The organism is Micromonospora sp. NPDC047527 (assembly GCF_040643015.1).
GTDB lineage: Bacteria > Actinomycetota > Actinomycetes > Mycobacteriales > Micromonosporaceae > Micromonospora.
Genome location: NZ_JBEYTK010000001.1, coordinates 471,150 through 487,759, shown reverse-complemented (window position 1 = coordinate 487,759; position 16,610 = coordinate 471,150). Strand labels below are relative to the sequence as shown.

Below are 16,610 nucleotides of genomic sequence, written 5' to 3'. Positions count from 1 at the left end.
CGGGGCGGCTCAGCCGTCGCGCCCGCGATCGGGTGCGCTCATGTCGCCCGTGCCGGGCGTGCCGTCGGCGAGGCCGTAGCGCAGGTAGACCGTGCCCGTCGGGCTGGCCACCGGCGGTTCGAGGAGGGTGACGTTGGTGGGCACCGCGCCACCGTCGAACACCTTCTTACCGACGCCCAGCACGATCGGGTGCACCCAGAGGTCGAGGCGGTCGAAGAGCCTCTCCCGAAGGAGGGTCTGCACCAGGTTGAGGCTCCCCACGACCTTGACGTGCTCGTGCCGGTCGCGGATCTCGCGCACCGCGCCGGCCAGATCAGTGCCGAGCCGAGTGGACCCGGCCCACGACAGGTCGGGCCTGCCCCGGGAGGCCACGTACTTGGGGACGCTGTTGAAGAGCGTGGCGAACGCGTTGTCCTGGCCGCCCTCCTGGTGCGGCCAGTAGGCGGCGAAGATGTCGTACGTCCGCCGGCCCAGCAGCAGGGCGTCGGTGCCCTCGTACGCGGCTAAGACCTGCGCCCCGGAGACCTCGTCCAGCAGGGGCGCCTGCCAGCCGCCGAACGGGAACCCCGCCGGGTCCTCCTCGGGGCCGCCGGGCGCCTGCCCGACGAGGTCGAGGGTTGCGAACATCTCGATGTGGATCAGGCCCATGCCGTACCCCCGATGAGTGGGTTGTCTCGGTCGGAAGGTAGACCCGTGGGCACCCGCAGACTCATCGCTGCGACGGCACCCCGTTGCCTGCGCGTCGACCGGTCGCCAGCAACTGACGCATCGGTGAGCGACGCTACCCGCCCCGGCGAACCCGACCTCGCAGGCGCGACGGTTCTCGACCGCGCGGCGCCGTGGCCCGCGGTGACCGTGCGCCCCTTGCCTTGACGCTGGCGACAACGTTTAGCGTGGTCGCCAGGGTTGGTCGAGGAGGTCGGATGCTGATCGGCGAGCTGGCGGAGCGGGCCGGCACGAGCACCCGCGCGCTGCGCTACTACGAGGCGCACGGGTTGGTGCGGCCACAGCGGTCAGCCAACGGCTACCGCGTCTACGACGAGGCGGAGCTGCGGGTCGTGCGGGAGATCCGGGCGCTGCTCGATGTCGGCTTCGGCCTCGACGACGTCCGCCCGTTCGTGGCCTGCCTGCGGGCGGGCAACGCGTCCGGCGACGTCTGTCCGGACTCGGTGCTCGTGCTGCGACGCAAGCTCGCGGAGGTCGACGACTACCTCGACCGGCTCGGCGCGGTACGTCAGCAGTTGCACACCCAACTCAGTCACGCCATCGCACACCGGGAGGAATCATGCCCCAGGAAACGGCAGTCGGATCATTGATCACCGTCACCGACGACACGTTCGCCGAGCTGGTGCTGGCCAGCGAGCGGCCCGTGGTGGTCGACTTCTGGGCGGATTGGTGCCCGCCCTGCAAGATGATCGAGAAGAGCCTCGCCGAGCTGGCGCGGGAGTTCGCCGGCCAGATGGTCGTGGCCAAGCTCAACAGCGACGACAACCCGCGGACCACGCGGACGTACGCCGTCATGTCCCTACCGACGCTGCTGGTGTTCCGCCGTGGCGAGGTCGTCGGCTCGATCGTCGGGTCCAGGCCGAAGACCTATCTGCGGCAGACCCTGGCCGCGCACGCCGGCCTGTGACCGTCAGCGGCGGTCGAGTTCCGCCTGGAGCCGCTGGATGAGCGTCTTGCGGCCCTTGCCGTCGCGTTCGTTGCGCAGGGCGGTCCGGAGCTGCCGTGTGTCCAGGCCACGAACGAGCTTGGCCGCCTCGGCGACCGACATCTCCGACATCCGGCCGGCCGTCGTGGCGTCCTTGCGCGCCCGTTTGGCCGGGCCGGTGGCGTCCTTGCGCGCCCGCTTGGCCGGGCCGGTGTTGGCGACGTACTGCCTGCCGGAGCGGGACGCGTCACGCTTCTTGGCGTCGGTCGCGCGCTTCTGGCTGTCCGACAGTTCCTCCCACGCGCGCTTGGGCAGGTAGCGACTCGTCGTACCGCCCCGGCGGGCACGGGTGTCGCCCTCCTTGGTCTGCCACTTCTCGTTGCCCCAGCGCTGGAGAGACTTCTGCCGCTCGTCCTTTTCGCCCAGGAATCCCCCGCCGCGCCGCTTGTACTCCTGAGTGAGCAGCTGCGACTTGCGAGCCGACCACTGTCCCTGCCTGCCGCCCTTGTCGGAAGCCTTGATCTCTTCCTTGATCTGCTCCCGAAGCTCGGGCTTCGTGTACCGCGCCATGGATCGCAGCTACCCGACACCACACCGGCTATGCGTCCTGCGTGCCGTCTTGACCTCAACCGCACGCGAGGTTCTAGCCTCCTTGCGGAGGTACGGAATGAGTATGGAATTTGCGGCGTGGACGTCCCTGCACCACGCCATGAACGCGCAGGACGAGCGACCACTGTCCCGTGCCACCCTGAAGCGCATCGGGCGGTTCGCGAAGCCGCACCGCGCCCTGATCGTCAGGTTCCTGCTGTTGAGCGTGGTGACAGCCGTACTCACGGTGGCCGCGCCGGTCCTCGCCGGCCGAGTGATCGAGGCGATCGTCGACGGCGCCGACAGCGGCGTCGTGATCCGGTTGGCGGTGCTGATCGCCGTGATCGCCCTGGCCGAGGCCGGCCTCGGCCTGGTGACGCGTTTCCTGTCCGCCAGCATCGGTGAGGGGCTGATCGTCCAACTGCGGACAGCCGTCTTCGACCACGTCCAGCGCATGCCGGTGGCGTTCTTCACCCGGACCCGTACCGGTGCGCTGGTCAGTCGTTTGAACAACGACGTGATCGGTGCGCAGCGGGCCTTCAGCGACACCCTGTCGGGCGTGGTCGGCAACGCCGTCACCCTGGCCCTGACCCTGGCGGTGATGCTCACCTTCTCGTGGCAGATCACGCTGCTGGCGCTCGTACTCCTGCCGATCTTCGTGCTCCCGGCCCGACGGATGGGTTCGCGGCTCGCCCGGTTGCAGCGCGAGGCGGCCGAACACAACGCGGCCATGAGCACCCGGATGACCGAACGTTTCTCCGCGCCCGGGGCGACGCTTGTCAAGCTGTACGGACGTCCGGCCGAGGAGTCGGCCGAGTTCGCGGCAAGGGCCCGGCGGGTACGCGACATCGGCATCCGCACCGCCATGCTCCAGTGGGTCTTCATCACCGCGCTGACCGTCGTCGGCTCGCTGGCGCTGGCCCTGGTCTACGGGCTGGGCGGGCTGTACGCCCTGCGGGGCAGCCTCGACGCCGGCACCGTGGTCGCGCTCGCGCTGCTGCTGTCCCGTCTCTACGCGCCGTTGACCTCGCTGGCCAGCGCCCGGGTCGAGGTGATGAGCGCGCTGGTGAGCTTCGAGCGGGTGTTCGAGGTCCTCGACCTCAAGCCGCTGATCCTCGACAAGTCCGACGCCCGGCCGCTTCCGGACGGACCGGTCGCGGTGGAGTTCGACGGGGTACGGTTCGGCTACCCGTCGGCCGAGAAGGTGTCGCTCGCGTCCCTGGAGGATGTGGCGAAGCTCGATGCGCGCGGCGGCGATGAGGTGCTGCACGGCGTGTCGTTCCGCGCCGAGGCGGGCCAGATGGTCGCCCTCGTCGGCTCCTCCGGGGCGGGCAAGTCGACAATCGCCCAACTCGTGCCGCGCCTGTACGACGTCGAGGAGGGCGCGGTGCGGCTCGCCGACGTCGACGTACGCGACCTGTCGGCCGATTCGATCCGTGCGGCGCTCGGCGTGGTCACTCAGGACGGGCACCTGTTCCACGAGAGCATCCGCGCCAACCTGGAGTTCGCCGCGCCGGGCGCGACCGAGGAGGAGATGTGGGATGTGCTGCGGCGGGCCCGGCTGGACACTCTGATCCGCTCACTTCCGGACGGGCTCGACACGGTCGTCGGTGAGCGGGGATACCGGTTGTCGGGCGGGGAGCGGCAGCGGCTCACCATCGCGCGGCTCCTGCTTGCCCGTCCCCGTGTGGTGATTCTCGACGAGGCCACGGCACATCTGGACTCCACGTCGGAGGCCGCCGTTCAGGAGGCGCTCGCCGAGGCGCTGGACGGCCGGACCAGTGTGGTCATCGCACACCGGCTGTCCACCATCCGGGCGGCGGACCAGATCCTCGTCGTCGAGGACGGCCGCATCGTCGAACGCGGACGACACAGCGAACTGCTCGCCGCCGGTGGCCGGTACCAGGATCTCTACCGCACCCAGTTCGACCAGGACGAGCCGGCGGCCCCGCAGGAGCGCGTCGTGGCCGTCTGAGCAGTGCCCGCAGGGCGCCGCCCACCACGGTGAGCCCGTGGTGGGCGGCGACGCTCGGCCGGGGTCAGTCGTCGTCGCCGGCCTCGTCATCGTCGTCGTCATCGTCGTCGTCATCGTCGTCATCGACCGGCTCCTGCTCGGCCTTGACCACCGTGCCGTTGTCCCGGTCGACGTCCACCTCGTGCTCGGTGTCGCCCGCGACGATCTCGATGCTCCAGACCGGTCGGCCGTTCTCCTGCTCGGCCTCGACCTCGACGATCTGACCGCCGCCGGCGCGGGCCAGCGCGATCTCACCGGCGCGCTGCTGGTCGACCGCCCCGCCGGCCGGTGCGCTGGCACTCGACGGAGCGACGCTGGTCCCCGGAGTGGGGGTGCCGCTGCTGGTGGCGCTGTCATCCGGCGTGGCCGTGGGGTTGACCGTGGCGGCGGCGAGCGCCGTACCACGGCTCGGCGGGTCGGCGGCGGCGCTGACGCCGACGGCGGCCCCGGCCACGGCCAGCACGGCCGCCCCGCCGACCGACGCCAGGAGCAGAGAGCTGCGCTTCATCGTGGTGTCACCCTTCCTCGTTGGTAGTTCGAGGATCGACCAAAGTCCGATAGGGGCGCGCTGCGCGGACGCTAAGGCCCGGTTAAGCCGTCGGCGGCCGGCGTGGACCCGCCGCCGCCCGGGCGCGCCGGCGTCGGCGGTCCGAGCCGGAGCAGCACCTGCGTCCCGCCTGCCGGGCCGGTCCGCAGCTCCAGCCGGCCACCGCCGGCCTGCGCGGCGCGGCGGGCGATGTCCAGGCCGAGGCCGGTCGACCCGCCCGGGCTGGCGCCCCGCTGGACCGCGCCGGCCGGCATTCCCGGGCCCTCGTCGGCGACGGTGAGCAGCACCTCCCCCGCCTCGGCGGCCAGCCGCACGGCGAACGGTGTCCCGTCGGGGGTGTGCGCGAAGACGTTGCCCAGCAGGGCGTCCACGGCGGCCGTCAGGTCGTCGGCAGGCACACCGACGAGGAGCGGGCCGGGGGCCAGGTCGAGGCTGACGGCCCGGCCGGTGTCCTCGGCCAGCACCGACCAGAACGCGACCCGGTCGGCGACGATCGCCGCGGCGTCCGAGGCTGCGGCGCCTGGCGTCGGTGTACGCCAGCGGGCCTGCCGGATCAGCCCGGTGACCGCCCGTTCGAGCCCGTCGGCGGCGGCCGTGATCCGGGCCGCGTCGTCCGGGTCGCGCAGCGCCTCGGCCTCCAGCCGCAGCGCCGTCAACGGTGTACGCAGCCGGTGCGACAGGTCGGCGACCTGCTCACGCTCCTGCACCAGGAGGACCTGGATCCGGCCCGCCAGGTGGTTGAGCGCCCCGGCGACCTCGCGCAGCTCCGCCGGGCCGGCCGGCACCACCCGGGCGTCCAACTCGGCGTTCGCCAGTCGGTGCGACACGGCGGACAGCTCGCTGATCGGCCGGACCAGCGTGCGCGCCAGCCGGTCGGCGACCGCCAGCCCGATCAGCACAAGGAGCACGCCGAGCAGGGCCAACACCAGCCAGGCTCGGGTCACGCCGGCGGTCAGCTCCTGCCTCGGAACGACGGTGCGGATCACTCCGGTGCCGTCCGCCCGGCCCTGCACGGCGATGACCACCTCCCGGCCGGCCGCCGACTCACCGGTCAGGCTCTGCCCGCGTGCGGCTAGGGCCACCGCGGGCGTACGGGGTGCCGGGGCGCCGAGCACCGTGCCGTCGGGCAGGAAGACGCTCACCGGTCGACCGGACTCGGCGGCGAGCTGCTCGACGGTGAGCCGGATGGTCGCCGGGTCGGCGGTGCCGACCACCGGCACCAGGCTCTGCGCGTCGGCGGTGGCCCGGACGGTGGCCCGGTCCTCGGCGACGGTACGCACCAGCAGCGCCAGCGGCACCAGGAACGCGATGAGGGTGAGCACGCTGACCGCCGCGACCAGCAGCGCGAGGCGGGCCCTCACCGCTGCGCCACCGGCGCCTCCAGCCGCACCCCGACGCCACGCACGGTGTGCAGGTAGCGGGGCTGCTGGGCGCTCTCGCCCAGCTTGCGGCGCAGCCAGGACAGGTGCACGTCGACGGTCTTGTCGGCGCCGCCGTACGGGATCTGCCACACCTCGGTGAGCAGCTCACGTTTGGTGACCACCTGGCCGGGGCGTCCCGCGAGGTGGTGCAGCAGGTCGAACTCGCGGGGCGTCAGCTCCACCGTCGATCCGTCCAGGGTGACCTGCCGGCCCCGGGGGTCGATGCGCAGGCCGCCGACGACGAGCGCCGGGTCCTGCGCGTCGGCGCCGGCGGGGCCACGCCGCAGCACCGCGCGGACGCGGGCGTCGAGCTGCGCCGCGGTGAACGGCTTGACCACGTAGTCGTCGGCGCCCGCGTCGAGGACCCGGACGATCTCGGTCTCGTCGTCGCGGGCGGTGGCCACGATGACCGGCACCGAGCTGACCGCGCGCAGCATCCGCAGCAGCTCACGCCCGTCCAGGTCGGGCAGGCCCAGGTCGAGCACGACGAGGTCGGGTCGGTCCTCCAGGGCGTCGCGGAGCCCCGCCATCGCGGTCGAGGCCGCGGCCACCGCGTGCCCGCGTTCGCGCAGAGCCCGGATCAGCGGCGTACGGATGGTCAGGTCGTCCTCGACGAGCAGCAGGCGGGCCACAGCTGGCAGGCTAGCCGCTGCGGCCCGGACCGGGGCGCGCGTTAGCACTGCCTTAACGCCCGGATGTGCCGGCCACAACCATGGATCGGGGATAGTCAGGGAATGGGCCGTCGTTCGATCCTCGTCGCCACCGGGTGGGTGGCGACCGCCGCCGTGGCCACCCTGATCGGGTTGGGTGCGATCCGGCTGGTAGGCGAGAGCATCACCGGCACCCCCGGCGGGGTGCGCAGCGAGGCGGAGATCGAGCGAGCGCTCGCGTCGCCGGAGCCGACACCCACCGGCACGACGGGCGTCGCGCCGGGCACGACGAGCGCCGCGCCGAGCGCCAGCTCCGGGGTCCGCCGGGTGTTCGCCACCGTGGGCGGCACGGCCGTGGCCGAGTGTGGCCCCGACGGGGTACGCCTCGTCTCCTGGGCGCCCGCGCAGGGCTACCGGGTCCGCGACGTGGACCGGGGCCCGGACGACGACGTCGAGGTCACGTTCGAGGGGTCGACCGGCGAGCACGAGCTGAAGGTGCGCTGCATCGGCTCGGAGCCGGTGGCCGTCGCCGACGACTGAACCGTGGCAGGCCCCGTTCGGGGCTCAGGAGCGGAACGGCTTGCCGGCCAGGGGCGAATCCTCCGGGAAGGCCAGCGAGCTGAAGAACTTCTCCGTCTCGGCACTGCGAAGGCCCTCGATCTTCGCGAGCAGAGTGTCGGTGGCCTCGTACGCTCGCTGTTCCCGCTCCACAGGATCCACTGTCGCCTCGGCGCGGGCGAACGCCAGTCTCCACTGGCTGCTCGCCTCGATGAGCCCGAAGTGGGTACGCCGCAGCAGTGCCCACATCTGGTCCCACTGGTAGAAGGTCCGCAGCGCGGTGGCCGTCGCGATGACCACACCCGTGACCGCGATCACCATGTTCTTTCCCGGATAGCCGAAGCCGGCGAGCAACGGCAGGGACGCGCTGAGGACGATGACCAGGATGCCGCTGAAACGGAACAGTCGGCGGTGCCATTTCGCCCGCCAGTCGTATTGGTCGCGGAGCTTGTTGACGCTCTCTTCGGCGAGCGCGCGATAGGTCTGTAGTGGGTCGACCGTAATCACGGTCACCGAACCGCTCTGCCCCTGTTCAACAGACACGTCACGATGCTAGGTCCTGGCCAGAAGACGGTCTATAGCCCGAGAATACGATGTTGTCGGAGAATTGACGGGCGTACGACTCCTGGTCGGCGGAAGCGACCGGCCAGGCAATCACCGGAACGCCGCGCCGTCGCCACCACGCCGTCAGGGCGGAGGGAAATCCGTCGACCTCGTAGGTCAGAAAGTCCGGGCGGCTGACCAGGTTGCTGACCATGCTGCGGCCGACCATCCGGGTCAGCGGCCCGGCCGTGCGTAGGAGTCCGCAGATTCGCCCCACCGGCACGCGTCGGTCGGCCGGCATTCGCACCACCGCGACCCGCAGCGCCGCCACCAGTAACGGGTCGAAGGATTCGACCGCGTATCGCCCCGAGTAGTCGGCCGTCTGACGTAACAATTCGTTCACGAGGTCGAAGTTCAGTGACAGAGTCGGCCGTTTGAGTTCGATCAGCAGCGGGACACGACCGGCGACCAGGTCCAACACCTCGACCAGGGTGGGAATGCACTGGTCGGTGCCCTGCAACCGCAGTTGCCGCCGATCGGTCGGAGTGAGTTCCGCCGTCCGGATCGGCCTGCCGGTGAGCGCGGTCAATTCGTAGTCGTGGACGACGACGAGTTCGCCCGCCCGGGTGAGCTGCACGTCCAACTCGCTGGCGTAGCCGTTGTCGGCGGCGGCCTCGAATGCCGCGAGCGAGTTGGCCGGCCGGCCGTCGCCGGTCAGTCCACGGTGTGCGATAGGGGTGTTCACCAGCCAGTGGTCGTCGGACGCCACAGTTCCTCCCGCCCCGCGCCCGGCCGCCGCACTCCGGAAGCGCCTCGGTGCCGTCCGCGCGGCACTCCCCCGCGGCCTGCCCCACGATAGGCCAACGCCCGGCGGACCTGGGAGCGCAGTCCTCAGTGGATCCCGACAGATCGCATCGGTCGCTGCCGCAGGGCCGGCAGAGCCGGCGCGAGCGCCACCAGCATGCACAGGCCGCCCAGCGGAAGCAGATCGAGCGTGACGACCGGCGCGACGATGCCGGCGAGCAGCAGCGGAACGCTCCACCACGGCAGTCGCCGGCTGGCGACCAGCATGCCCGCGAGGACGACCAGACCGAGGAAGAAGAGCTGGGGTACGACGTCGTAGAAGGCGATCTCGACGCCGGGGATGTCCTTGAAGTCGGCGCCGAGCGCCGACATCTCCGCCCGGTCCGCCGCCATCAGCCCCTCCACGATGTCGGCGCCGAACTGCACCATCGTGGCGGCGAGCCCGACCAGCGTGAGGGCCACCACGCCGGTGCGCCACGGGCTGCGGGGCAGCAGGCGGGCCAACGCCAGGACGGCCGGTACGAAGAACACCATGCCCGCGAGGCCGACCAGGTGCGCGGCCTGCCAGTCCAGGCCCGGCCCGTACGTTCCGTCGGACCTCCCCCACAGCCGGAGGAGTCCGTAGCCGACGATGCAGGTCGGCCCGGCGACCAGAAAGATCGAAGCTCTTCTCATGAATGCCATCCTCTGGCCGTCGGCGTCGGTCCGACCTCCGGGCGCTGCCCTGGCACAGCCCCGGTCTTCGCCTCAGGTCTTCCACCGAGGAACCCTGAGCGCTCATCGCACGGTCGCGTCGCCGTGCGACCGCCGTCGCTGCTCAGTCGTCGTCGATGACGCCCAGCCCCGCGACGAGGATGCCGACCATGCGACGCGCGTCGTAGCGGGGGTCGTCCGCGCCGACGCAGAGGTTGCCGACGCCGCGCAGCAGTTCGATGGCGGTCAGGTCGGATCGGATCTCGCCCGCCGTGGCGGCGGCGTCGAGCAGTTGGGCGCACACGGGCACCAGGCGGTCGAGGAAGTAGGCGTGCAGCGACTGGAAGGCGGCGTTGTCGGACTGTAGTGCCTCGGCGAGGCCGTGCTTGGTGACGAGGAAGTCGACGAAGAGGTCGATCCATCGCGCCAGGGCAGCACGCGGTGTGCCGCCGCTGGCCAGCAGGGTCGGTCCGGCCTCGGCGCACGCCTCCACCTGGTGTCGGTAGACGGCCACGATGAGGTCGGCGCGCGTCGGGAAGTGGCGGTAGATCGTGCCGACACCGACGCCGGCCCGGGCCGCGATGTCGCGGACGGGCACGTCGACGCCGGAGGCGATGAAGGCCGAGGCGGCGGCGTCCAGGAGCGTCGCCTCGTTGCGCCGGGCGTCGGCCCGTTTCCGCGGTGCCGGCCGCGCTGATCCGCTGTCGATGTCGGCCACTGCGCCGCTACCTCCGTCACCCTGGTTGCCAAACGGAACAGTGTTCCGTATATTCTTTAGCGGAACATGGTTCCACTTGTTCAGTGTGCCAGAACAGGCGGGCCGCAGCCAGCTTCACCCCTACCGCACGGAGGAACAGCCATGCAGTACCGCACCTTGGGTCGCACCGGCGTCCAGGTCAGCACGCTCGCGCTCGGCGCGATGAACTTCGGCAAGATCGGACGAACCACCCAGGAGGAGGCGACGGCGATCGTCGACGCCGCCCTGAACGCGGGCATCAACCTCATCGACACCGCCGACATGTACAGCCAGGGCGAGTCGGAGGAGCTGGTCGGCAGGGCCATCGCCGGCCGCCGCGACGACATCGTGCTGGCCACGAAGGCGGGCCTGCCCATGGGCGACGAGCGCAACCATCGGGGCAGCTCGCGCCGCTGGCTGGTCACCGAGCTGGACAACAGCCTGCGACGCCTCGGCGTCGACCACGTCGACCTCTACCAGATCCACCGGTGGGACCCGACCACCAGCGACGAGGAAACCCTGTCGGCGCTGACCGACCTACAACGGGCCGGCAAGATCCGCTACTTCGGCTCCTCGACCGCCCCCGCGTACCGCATCGTGCAGGCCGAGTGGGCCGCCCGGGAGCACCGCCTGAGCCGCTACGTCACCGAGCAGCCCAGCTACTCGATCTTGCAGCGCGGGATCGAGACCCACGTCCTGCCGGTCACGCAGCAGTACGGCCTCGGCGTCCTGGCCTGGAGCCCGCTGGCCACGGGCTGGTTGTCGGGCGCGGTCCGGGCCGGCCGGGAGATCACCACCAGCCGCTCGACGATACTGCCGGAGCGCTTCGACACCACCATCGCGGCCAACCAGGCCAGGATGGACGCCGTCGAGAAGTTGGCCGCCGTCGCCGACGAGGCCGGCCTCACCATGATCCAGCTCGCGCTCGGGTTCGTCACCGCGCACCCCGCCGTGACCAGCGCGCTCATCGGCCCCCGCACCATGGACCACCTGCGCTCCCAGCTCGCCGCCGCGGACACCGTGCTCTCCGGCGACGTGCTCGACGCCATCGACTCGATCGTCGCTCCGGGCGTCGACCTGGCCGCCCACGAGAAGTTCGACACCCCGCCCGCCCTGCTCGACCCGACGCTGCGACGTCGCTGACCCGGAGGAGCGCCGACGGTGCCGCCACGAGCGGGGCGGTGGCCCCGGAACCTCGTCGGGCGCCTGGGCACGCCCCGATCTTGGCTCTCAGTTCACCGAGAGGTGTTGTCCCGGGGCGGCGGTCGGACCGATCCCTGTCGTATGGTGCCAGCATGGCGCGCCCGGCTCGGCCTGAGGCCCAGCATTGTGGGGCGTACGGGGGCAGCCACAGCCGGAATCGCGGTGCCACCGCACGATGAGCCCGACCTGGTGGGCCGCTTCGGCGCCCCGACGTGTCAGCCACCTGCCGGGCGTCGATCCCGAACTGCTGCGGGTCGCGCTCGACCCGCTGCCGCCGGAAGCGCCAGCTCTCGTGCACTACCGGCCCGTGGTCGTGGGTCCGCTGGGTGACCTGGTGAGCACCCTCCTCGACCAGTTGGACAGCGTGGCGGTCGCGATGTTTCCCAGCTGGTTGCCGGGCGCGGACGGCTTTGACGGTCAGGGCACGCTGAGCGTGGCGGCGGCCCGCTCGCTGGCGGCCCGCACCGCTGTCCGCTCGCGGCACTTCGGTCCGTTCCTGACCGACCTGGCCGAGCGCTCGACACGCGGTTCCCGGCGGCCCGGCGACCGGTTCCGCTTTCCGGCGGAGGTACGCGCCGCCGGGCTCGCCCGGGTGATCGCCGAGGCGTACGGCCGTAAGGAGTGCGTCCTTCTCGTCACCGTGCCCGAGCTGGGCCCGGACGCCGAACGGACACTCGTGGCTGCCGCCGAGTGGCTGGTGCGGCACGGCGACTTCACAGTGTGGCTGGCTGGCGCTGGAATGCATCACACGGACCGGGTCCGTTCGGTGCCGGTCACGGTGCCGGCCCGCTTCGTCGACCTGGCCAACGCGACTGGTCAGGTACCAGACATGGTCGGCCCACCGGAGCCCGCGTTGCTGGCCTGGCCACCGATCGCCGGTGTACCGCGCGGCGACAGCGCGGCCGAACAGGCGCTGGAACGCGCGCTCACGCCACACCTCTGGGCGCGGGGCCGACGGTGGAATCAGACGTACGAGCCGCATCCGCTCGGCGAGCCCTACCGGCTGGATCTCTTTTGGCCCGCCGAGGGTCTTGCGGTCGAGGTGGACGGGCCGGAGCATCGGGGGCGAATCGCTTTCGCCAACGACCGGCGGAGAGACGTTCGGCTGCAACTGCTCGGGCTGAGCGTGCTCCGCTTCACCAATGAGCAGGTGCTGTCCGACGTACCGGCGGTGGTTGACGGGATCCGTCGGCTGCTGGCGCGCAGACGCGCGGACGGCACGCATCCCCTTGGAGATGAGACATCATGACGAGCCCGGCGGACGTACCGAGCCTGACGCCGAACCAGATCAACGCCCTCGTGGTGCTGATGGTCGAGGCGCGCCGACTCACCAACGTCGAGCTGCGTGAGCTGGCTGGCTTCACGTTGACCGGTAAGGACAACAAGCGGCTCGTCGACCTGGGCCTGGTCGTGACGGACCGGCAGCACCGTCCGTTCGCCCACGAGCTGACCGACGAGGGCTGGCGGGTGGTCCGTCAGCTGCACACCGCCGCCCCACCGAAGGCGGCCGGCTCGGCGACCCGCTCACTGCTCACCGTCCTGACCAACCTGCACCGCTCGCTGGACCGACTCCGGCTCAGCCACGGCGACTTCTTCAAGCAGACCGACGGTGGGGCGCCGGTCGCCGCCACGCCGGAGCCCCCCGCCCGCGCCCCCGCCGTGGACGTGGAGGCGCTGGTACGCGCGGCGTACCGGGATCTGGCCGCCGCACCGGGCGCCTGGGTCGGTCTCGCCGACGTACGGGACCGCCTCGCCGACACCGATCGGTCCGCCGTCGACACCGCGCTGCGGGCCATGGTCGAGCGTGCGGATGTACGCATCATCCCGGTGGCGAACACCAAGTCGCTGACCGCGCGCGACCGGGCGGCGGCCGTGCGGATCGGCAACGAGGACAATCACGCCATGGCGATCGGCCCGGCATGATCTCCGACGAGCAGCGGGCCGCCCTGGAGGCGGTGAGCTTCAACCCGGCCGTCACCCCGGACGACGTCTGGCGGGCCAGCCCGCACAACGTCCCCGAGCTGCACGAGAAGGTGGTCGCGGAGATCCTGCGCGGGGTGGGACGGGCGCGCACCGACGACACGACCGTGCCGCTCGGCGTGGCCATGCAGGGTCGGGCGGGTGCCGGCAAGACGCACCTGCTCGGCGCGGTCCGTGAGCGCGTCCAGCGCGACGGCGGCTACTTTTTCCTGGTCGACATGGTCAGCGGCAAGACGTTCTGGGAGAGCGTCGCCCTCGCCCTGGTGGAGGGCATGGGTCGCGACGCGATCGGCTGGGGCACCCAGTTGCGTACCTTCCTGCGCCGGCTCACCGCCCAGCTCGGCCTGCCGGTCGAGGTCCGGGACGCGGTCGCCGGCACCCAGCCGGTGACCCGCGAACACCTGGACGCCTTCATCCGAGGGCTGCGCAGCCGCGACCGGGAGGTCGGGCGGGACTGCCAGGACACCGCCCGGGCGCTGATCCTGCACGGCGCCATCGACTTCGAGGCGCAGGACGTCGGTTACGCCCACCTGATCTCCGAGCCGGGCGACCCGCAGGCGCGAGCGGCGTGGGGGTTGAGCCCTGGGCTGCGGACCCCGCAGCAGATCGTGCAGGACATTTCCCGGCTGATGGCTCTGACGTTGGACCCGACGGTCATCGCCGTGGATCAGCTCGACACGCTCTTCGCCCAGAGCAGCACCTCGCTGTGGGAGCAGCACGCCGGCCTGGAGGACGGCCAGGCGCGGGTGGTCGGCCCGATCGCCGACGGCCTGCTCAAGCTCCGGGACGTCACCCGTCGCACGCTGATCGTCGTCTCCTGCCTACCCGACACCTGGGAGTTGCTGACCCGCAGCGCGCCCACGCCGGTCAGTGACCGGTTCCGGCAGGCGACCCTGCCGGACCGGATACCCACTCCGGAGATCGGCCTGGCGATCGTGGTGAAACGGCTCACCGCCGCGTTCGCGGGATCGCGCTTCGACCCGCCGTACCCGACCTGGCCCATCGACCCCTCCGCTTTCGCCGACGCGCCAACCCTGACGCCACGTGCTCTGCTGCGGCGGGTGGACCGCCACGTCGCCTGGTGCCGGGACCGCGACGAGGTCACCGAACTCGACCGGCTCATCGACGGCGTCGACGCCGCACCGTCCCCGGCCGTCGTGCCTGGCCGGCCGAACGACCAGGCGGCCGACGAGCAGAAGCTGCGCACGTTGGACGCCCGGTTCGCCGAACTGGTGGCCGCGGCGGACGTATCGGCCGCGCTCACGCCGGCCGGCGAGGACGAGCGGATGCCACCGCTGCTCGCGGCCGGCCTGGCCGCCTGGATCGCCGAGCAGGCGCCGACCGGCGCCACCTACAAGTACGACCCACCGCCCAGCCGCAAGCCCGCGCTGCACGGACGGTTGATCGAGGTCCTCGACGAGGCCACCGAGAACGAGGCGCACTGGTGCTTCCGGGCGATCGCGCATCCCAACGCGATCGCGGTCACCGCGCGGGTCAAGGCCGCGTGCACCATGGCCGGGCTGGACCGGGACCTGCCGCAGCGGCGACTGGTGCTGTTGCGCAACGGTCCGTGGCCGACGGGCAGACGTACCACGGAGGTGTTGACCGCCTTCGACGCGGCCGGCGGCGTCCGCTGCGCGGTGACAGAGGCGGACCTGCGGGTCTTCGCGGCCCTGCAGGTGATGGCGGGCGAGCCGTCCGCGGCTTTGCAGGAGTGGCTGATCGCCCGCCGCCCGGCAAGCACAACGGCACTCTTGCGGGCGGTCCTGCCGGGGCCGGAACCGGCTCCCGCCACCACCGCGCCCCTCACCACCGCGCCCGGCCCGTCTGGCACGACCGTCGGCATCGCCGGCGAAACGTCCGTGGACCCGGTCGTCTCGTCCTCGCCGCCCGCCGCTGATCCGCCCGACTCCGCGGCCGCCCGCGACGGACGGTCGATCGGGTTGGGACGCACGATCGAGGGTGGCCGTCCCTTCACGGTGGACCTGGAGTCTCTCCGCAGGCACGCCGTGCTGTTCGCCGGGTCGGGTTCCGGCAAGACGGTGCTCATCCGCCGGCTCGTCGAGGAGTGCGCCCGGCAGGGCGTTTCCTCGATCGTGCTCGACCCCAACAACGACCTCGCGCGGCTGGGCGACCCGTGGCCCGAGGCACCCGCCGGCTGGGGTTCCGGTGACGCTGAGCGTGCCGCCGACTATCTCGCCCACACCGAGGTGGTCGTGTGGACGCCCCGCGTCACCGCCGGCCGTCCGCTGAGTTTCCAACCACTGCCCGACTTCACGTCGTTGCGCGAATGGCCCGACGAATTCGACCAGGCGATCCGGTCCGCCGTGGAGGCGCTCGCACCACGGGCCGGCGTCGACCGGCCCACCAAGCTGGCCCAGCAGGGCAAGGCGGTGCTCACCGAGGCCCTTCAGGCGTACGCGCGCAGCGGCATGGTCGGACTGCACGGCTTCACCGAGTTCCTCGCCGATCTGCCCGACGGGGTCAGCCGTCTGACGCGGGCCGACAAGCTCGCCCAGGAACTGGCCGAGACGCTCAAGGCGGCTATGGTCACCGACCCGCTCTTCGGTGGGGTCGGCGCGCCGGCCGACCCAGGGCTGCTGCTGACGCCGTCGCCGGGGCGGCGGGCACGGGTCTCGGTCATCAGCTTCGTCGGCCTCACCTCCGACCAGGAACGCCAGAGCTTCGTCAACCAGTTGCAGATGGCGCTCTTCGCCTGGGTGAAGCGGCACCCGGCGGGTGACCGTCCGCTGGGCGGCCTCTTCGTGATGGACGAAGCGCAGACACTCGCGCCGTCGACGGGCAACACGGCCTGCACGGCCAGCTCCATCGCGCTCGCCTCCCAGGCCCGGAAGTACGGGCTCGGGTTGGTCTTCGCCACCCAGGCGCCGAAGGGTCTACACAACCAGATCTCCGGCAACGCGACGACCCAGTTCTTCGGGCTGCTCAACGCGCCGGCGCAGATCGACGCCGCCCGCCAGCTGGCCGAGGCCAAGGGCGGACGGCTGCCCGACATCGGCCTTTTGAGCAGCGGTGAGTTCTACGTGGCTGGGGCGGGCTTCTCGTTCGTCAAGGTCCGCACCCCGCTGTGCCTCACGCATCATCCGAGGGCGCCGCTGACCCCCGAGGAGGTCGTTGCCCGCACCCGCCCCGTCGCTGATCCGCGTACTGGCAGGCCGTGACAGCCTCGTGGCGCGGCGGCCGGGAGCCGCCGTGCCACAG

17 protein-coding genes are annotated in these 16,610 nt (G+C 71.7%); 8 read left to right on the top strand and 9 right to left on the bottom strand.

The features are described from left to right. Positions 1 to 9: 9 nt before the first annotated feature. Positions 10 to 648, bottom strand: a complete 639-nt coding sequence (locus tag ABZ808_RS02060; RefSeq protein ID WP_356999613.1) for a dihydrofolate reductase family protein — start codon at positions 646 to 648, stop codon at positions 10 to 12. 275 nt (positions 649 to 923) lie between these two features. On the opposite strand from ABZ808_RS02060, the gene ABZ808_RS02055 reads away from it, so the two are divergent. Together ABZ808_RS02055 and trxA are read left to right on the top strand one after the other, a co-directional pair. Then, on the top strand, positions 924 to 1,316 hold the full coding sequence (locus tag ABZ808_RS02055; RefSeq protein ID WP_356999610.1) for a MerR family transcriptional regulator: 393 nt from the start codon (positions 924 to 926) through the stop codon (positions 1,314 to 1,316). Beyond that, entirely contained in the window at positions 1,286 to 1,633 is a 348-nt protein-coding gene (trxA, locus tag ABZ808_RS02050) for a thioredoxin (protein ID WP_356999607.1), read from the top strand. Before ABZ808_RS02055 ends, trxA begins: the two co-directional genes overlap by 31 nt. 3 nt (positions 1,634 to 1,636) lie before the next feature. On the opposite strand, the gene ABZ808_RS02045 is transcribed toward trxA, so the two are convergent. After that, on the bottom strand, positions 1,637 to 2,221 hold the full coding sequence (locus ABZ808_RS02045) for a DUF5872 domain-containing protein (RefSeq protein ID WP_356999604.1): 585 nt from the start codon (positions 2,219 to 2,221) through the stop codon (positions 1,637 to 1,639). A 139-nt stretch (positions 2,222 to 2,360) separates the two neighbouring features. Here ABZ808_RS02045 and ABZ808_RS02040 point away from each other — a divergent pair, with 139 nt between their 5' ends. Continuing rightward, entirely contained in the window at positions 2,361 to 4,214 is a 1,854-nt protein-coding gene (locus tag ABZ808_RS02040) for an ABC transporter ATP-binding protein (RefSeq protein ID WP_357002702.1), read from the top strand. 64 nt (positions 4,215 to 4,278) lie between these two features. On the opposite strand, the gene ABZ808_RS02035 is transcribed toward ABZ808_RS02040, so the two are convergent. The 3 genes from ABZ808_RS02035 to ABZ808_RS02025 all read right to left on the bottom strand — a co-directional run bounded on the left by ABZ808_RS02035 (position 4,279) and on the right by ABZ808_RS02025 (position 6,853). Beyond that, positions 4,279 to 4,761, bottom strand: a complete 483-nt coding sequence (locus tag ABZ808_RS02035) for a PepSY domain-containing protein (RefSeq protein ID WP_356999601.1) — start codon at positions 4,759 to 4,761, stop codon at positions 4,279 to 4,281. 71 nt (positions 4,762 to 4,832) lie between these two features. After that, positions 4,833 to 6,161, bottom strand: coding sequence for a HAMP domain-containing sensor histidine kinase (locus tag ABZ808_RS02030; protein ID WP_356999598.1), 1,329 nt, complete (start codon positions 6,159 to 6,161; stop codon positions 4,833 to 4,835). After that, on the bottom strand, positions 6,158 to 6,853 hold the full coding sequence (locus ABZ808_RS02025; protein WP_356999595.1) for a response regulator transcription factor: 696 nt from the start codon (positions 6,851 to 6,853) through the stop codon (positions 6,158 to 6,160). The genes ABZ808_RS02030 and ABZ808_RS02025 overlap by 4 nt, the downstream gene beginning before the upstream one ends. A gap of 102 nt (positions 6,854 to 6,955) precedes the next feature. Between ABZ808_RS02025 and ABZ808_RS02020 the strand changes: the two genes are divergently transcribed. Further along, positions 6,956 to 7,411, top strand: coding sequence for a septum formation initiator (locus ABZ808_RS02020; RefSeq protein WP_356999592.1), 456 nt, complete (start codon positions 6,956 to 6,958; stop codon positions 7,409 to 7,411). Positions 7,412 to 7,435: 24 nt separating this feature from the next. Here ABZ808_RS02020 and ABZ808_RS02015 read toward each other — a convergent pair whose 3' ends face one another. The 4 genes from ABZ808_RS02015 to ABZ808_RS02000 all read right to left on the bottom strand — a co-directional run bounded on the left by ABZ808_RS02015 (position 7,436) and on the right by ABZ808_RS02000 (position 10,178). Next, entirely contained in the window at positions 7,436 to 7,972 is a 537-nt protein-coding gene (locus ABZ808_RS02015; RefSeq protein ID WP_356999589.1) for an SLATT domain-containing protein, read from the bottom strand. Position 7,973: 1 nt separating this feature from the next. Continuing rightward, positions 7,974 to 8,717 carry a glycerophosphodiester phosphodiesterase family protein gene (locus ABZ808_RS02010; RefSeq protein ID WP_357002700.1) on the bottom strand — a complete coding sequence of 248 codons (744 nt, stop codon included), beginning with the start codon at positions 8,715 to 8,717 and terminating at the stop codon, positions 7,974 to 7,976. Positions 8,718 to 8,863: 146 nt separating this feature from the next. Further along, positions 8,864 to 9,451 carry a hypothetical protein gene (locus ABZ808_RS02005; protein ID WP_356999586.1) on the bottom strand — a complete coding sequence of 196 codons (588 nt, stop codon included), beginning with the start codon at positions 9,449 to 9,451 and terminating at the stop codon, positions 8,864 to 8,866. A gap of 142 nt (positions 9,452 to 9,593) precedes the next feature. Continuing rightward, positions 9,594 to 10,178, bottom strand: a complete 585-nt coding sequence (locus ABZ808_RS02000) for a helix-turn-helix domain-containing protein (RefSeq protein WP_357002698.1) — start codon at positions 10,176 to 10,178, stop codon at positions 9,594 to 9,596. Positions 10,179 to 10,328: 150 nt separating this feature from the next. Between ABZ808_RS02000 and ABZ808_RS01995 the strand changes: the two genes are divergently transcribed. The 4 genes from ABZ808_RS01995 (at position 10,329) to ABZ808_RS01980 (ending at position 16,570) form a co-directional block, all read left to right on the top strand. Then, the gene (locus ABZ808_RS01995; protein WP_356999583.1) at positions 10,329 to 11,348 is read left to right on the top strand and encodes an aldo/keto reductase; all 1,020 of its coding nucleotides are present in this window, start codon (positions 10,329 to 10,331) and stop codon (positions 11,346 to 11,348) included. Between the two features lie 235 nt (positions 11,349 to 11,583). Continuing rightward, on the top strand, positions 11,584 to 12,657 hold the full coding sequence (locus tag ABZ808_RS01990; protein ID WP_356999580.1) for a DUF559 domain-containing protein: 1,074 nt from the start codon (positions 11,584 to 11,586) through the stop codon (positions 12,655 to 12,657). Next, the gene (locus ABZ808_RS01985; RefSeq protein WP_356999577.1) at positions 12,654 to 13,331 is read left to right on the top strand and encodes a hypothetical protein; all 678 of its coding nucleotides are present in this window, start codon (positions 12,654 to 12,656) and stop codon (positions 13,329 to 13,331) included. The genes ABZ808_RS01990 and ABZ808_RS01985 overlap by 4 nt, the downstream gene beginning before the upstream one ends. Next, positions 13,328 to 16,570 carry a DUF87 domain-containing protein gene (locus ABZ808_RS01980; protein WP_356999575.1) on the top strand — a complete coding sequence of 1,081 codons (3,243 nt, stop codon included), beginning with the start codon at positions 13,328 to 13,330 and terminating at the stop codon, positions 16,568 to 16,570. Before ABZ808_RS01985 ends, ABZ808_RS01980 begins: the two co-directional genes overlap by 4 nt. The last annotated feature ends 40 nt before the right edge of the window (positions 16,571 to 16,610 follow it).

Excerpts from the sequence above, each read along its gene's own strand:
- ABZ808_RS02060 (WP_356999613.1), bottom strand. The coding sequence starts at position 648 with ATGGGCCTGATCCACATCGAGATGTTCGCAACCCTCGACCTCGTCGGG.
- ABZ808_RS02055 (WP_356999610.1), top strand. The coding sequence starts at position 924 with ATGCTGATCGGCGAGCTGGCGGAGCGGGCCGGCACGAGCACCCGCGCG.
- trxA (WP_356999607.1), top strand. The coding sequence starts at position 1,286 with ATGCCCCAGGAAACGGCAGTCGGATCATTGATCACCGTCACCGACGAC.
- ABZ808_RS02045 (WP_356999604.1), bottom strand. The coding sequence starts at position 2,221 with ATGGCGCGGTACACGAAGCCCGAGCTTCGGGAGCAGATCAAGGAAGAG.
- ABZ808_RS02040 (WP_357002702.1), top strand. The coding sequence starts at position 2,361 with ATGAACGCGCAGGACGAGCGACCACTGTCCCGTGCCACCCTGAAGCGC.
- ABZ808_RS02035 (WP_356999601.1), bottom strand. The coding sequence starts at position 4,761 with ATGAAGCGCAGCTCTCTGCTCCTGGCGTCGGTCGGCGGGGCGGCCGTG.
- ABZ808_RS02020 (WP_356999592.1), top strand. The coding sequence starts at position 6,956 with ATGGGCCGTCGTTCGATCCTCGTCGCCACCGGGTGGGTGGCGACCGCC.
- ABZ808_RS02005 (WP_356999586.1), bottom strand. The coding sequence starts at position 9,451 with ATGAGAAGAGCTTCGATCTTTCTGGTCGCCGGGCCGACCTGCATCGTC.
- ABZ808_RS01995 (WP_356999583.1), top strand. The coding sequence starts at position 10,329 with ATGCAGTACCGCACCTTGGGTCGCACCGGCGTCCAGGTCAGCACGCTC.
- ABZ808_RS01990 (WP_356999580.1), top strand. The coding sequence starts at position 11,584 with ATGAGCCCGACCTGGTGGGCCGCTTCGGCGCCCCGACGTGTCAGCCAC.
- ABZ808_RS01985 (WP_356999577.1), top strand. The coding sequence starts at position 12,654 with ATGACGAGCCCGGCGGACGTACCGAGCCTGACGCCGAACCAGATCAAC.
- ABZ808_RS01980 (WP_356999575.1), top strand. The coding sequence starts at position 13,328 with ATGATCTCCGACGAGCAGCGGGCCGCCCTGGAGGCGGTGAGCTTCAAC.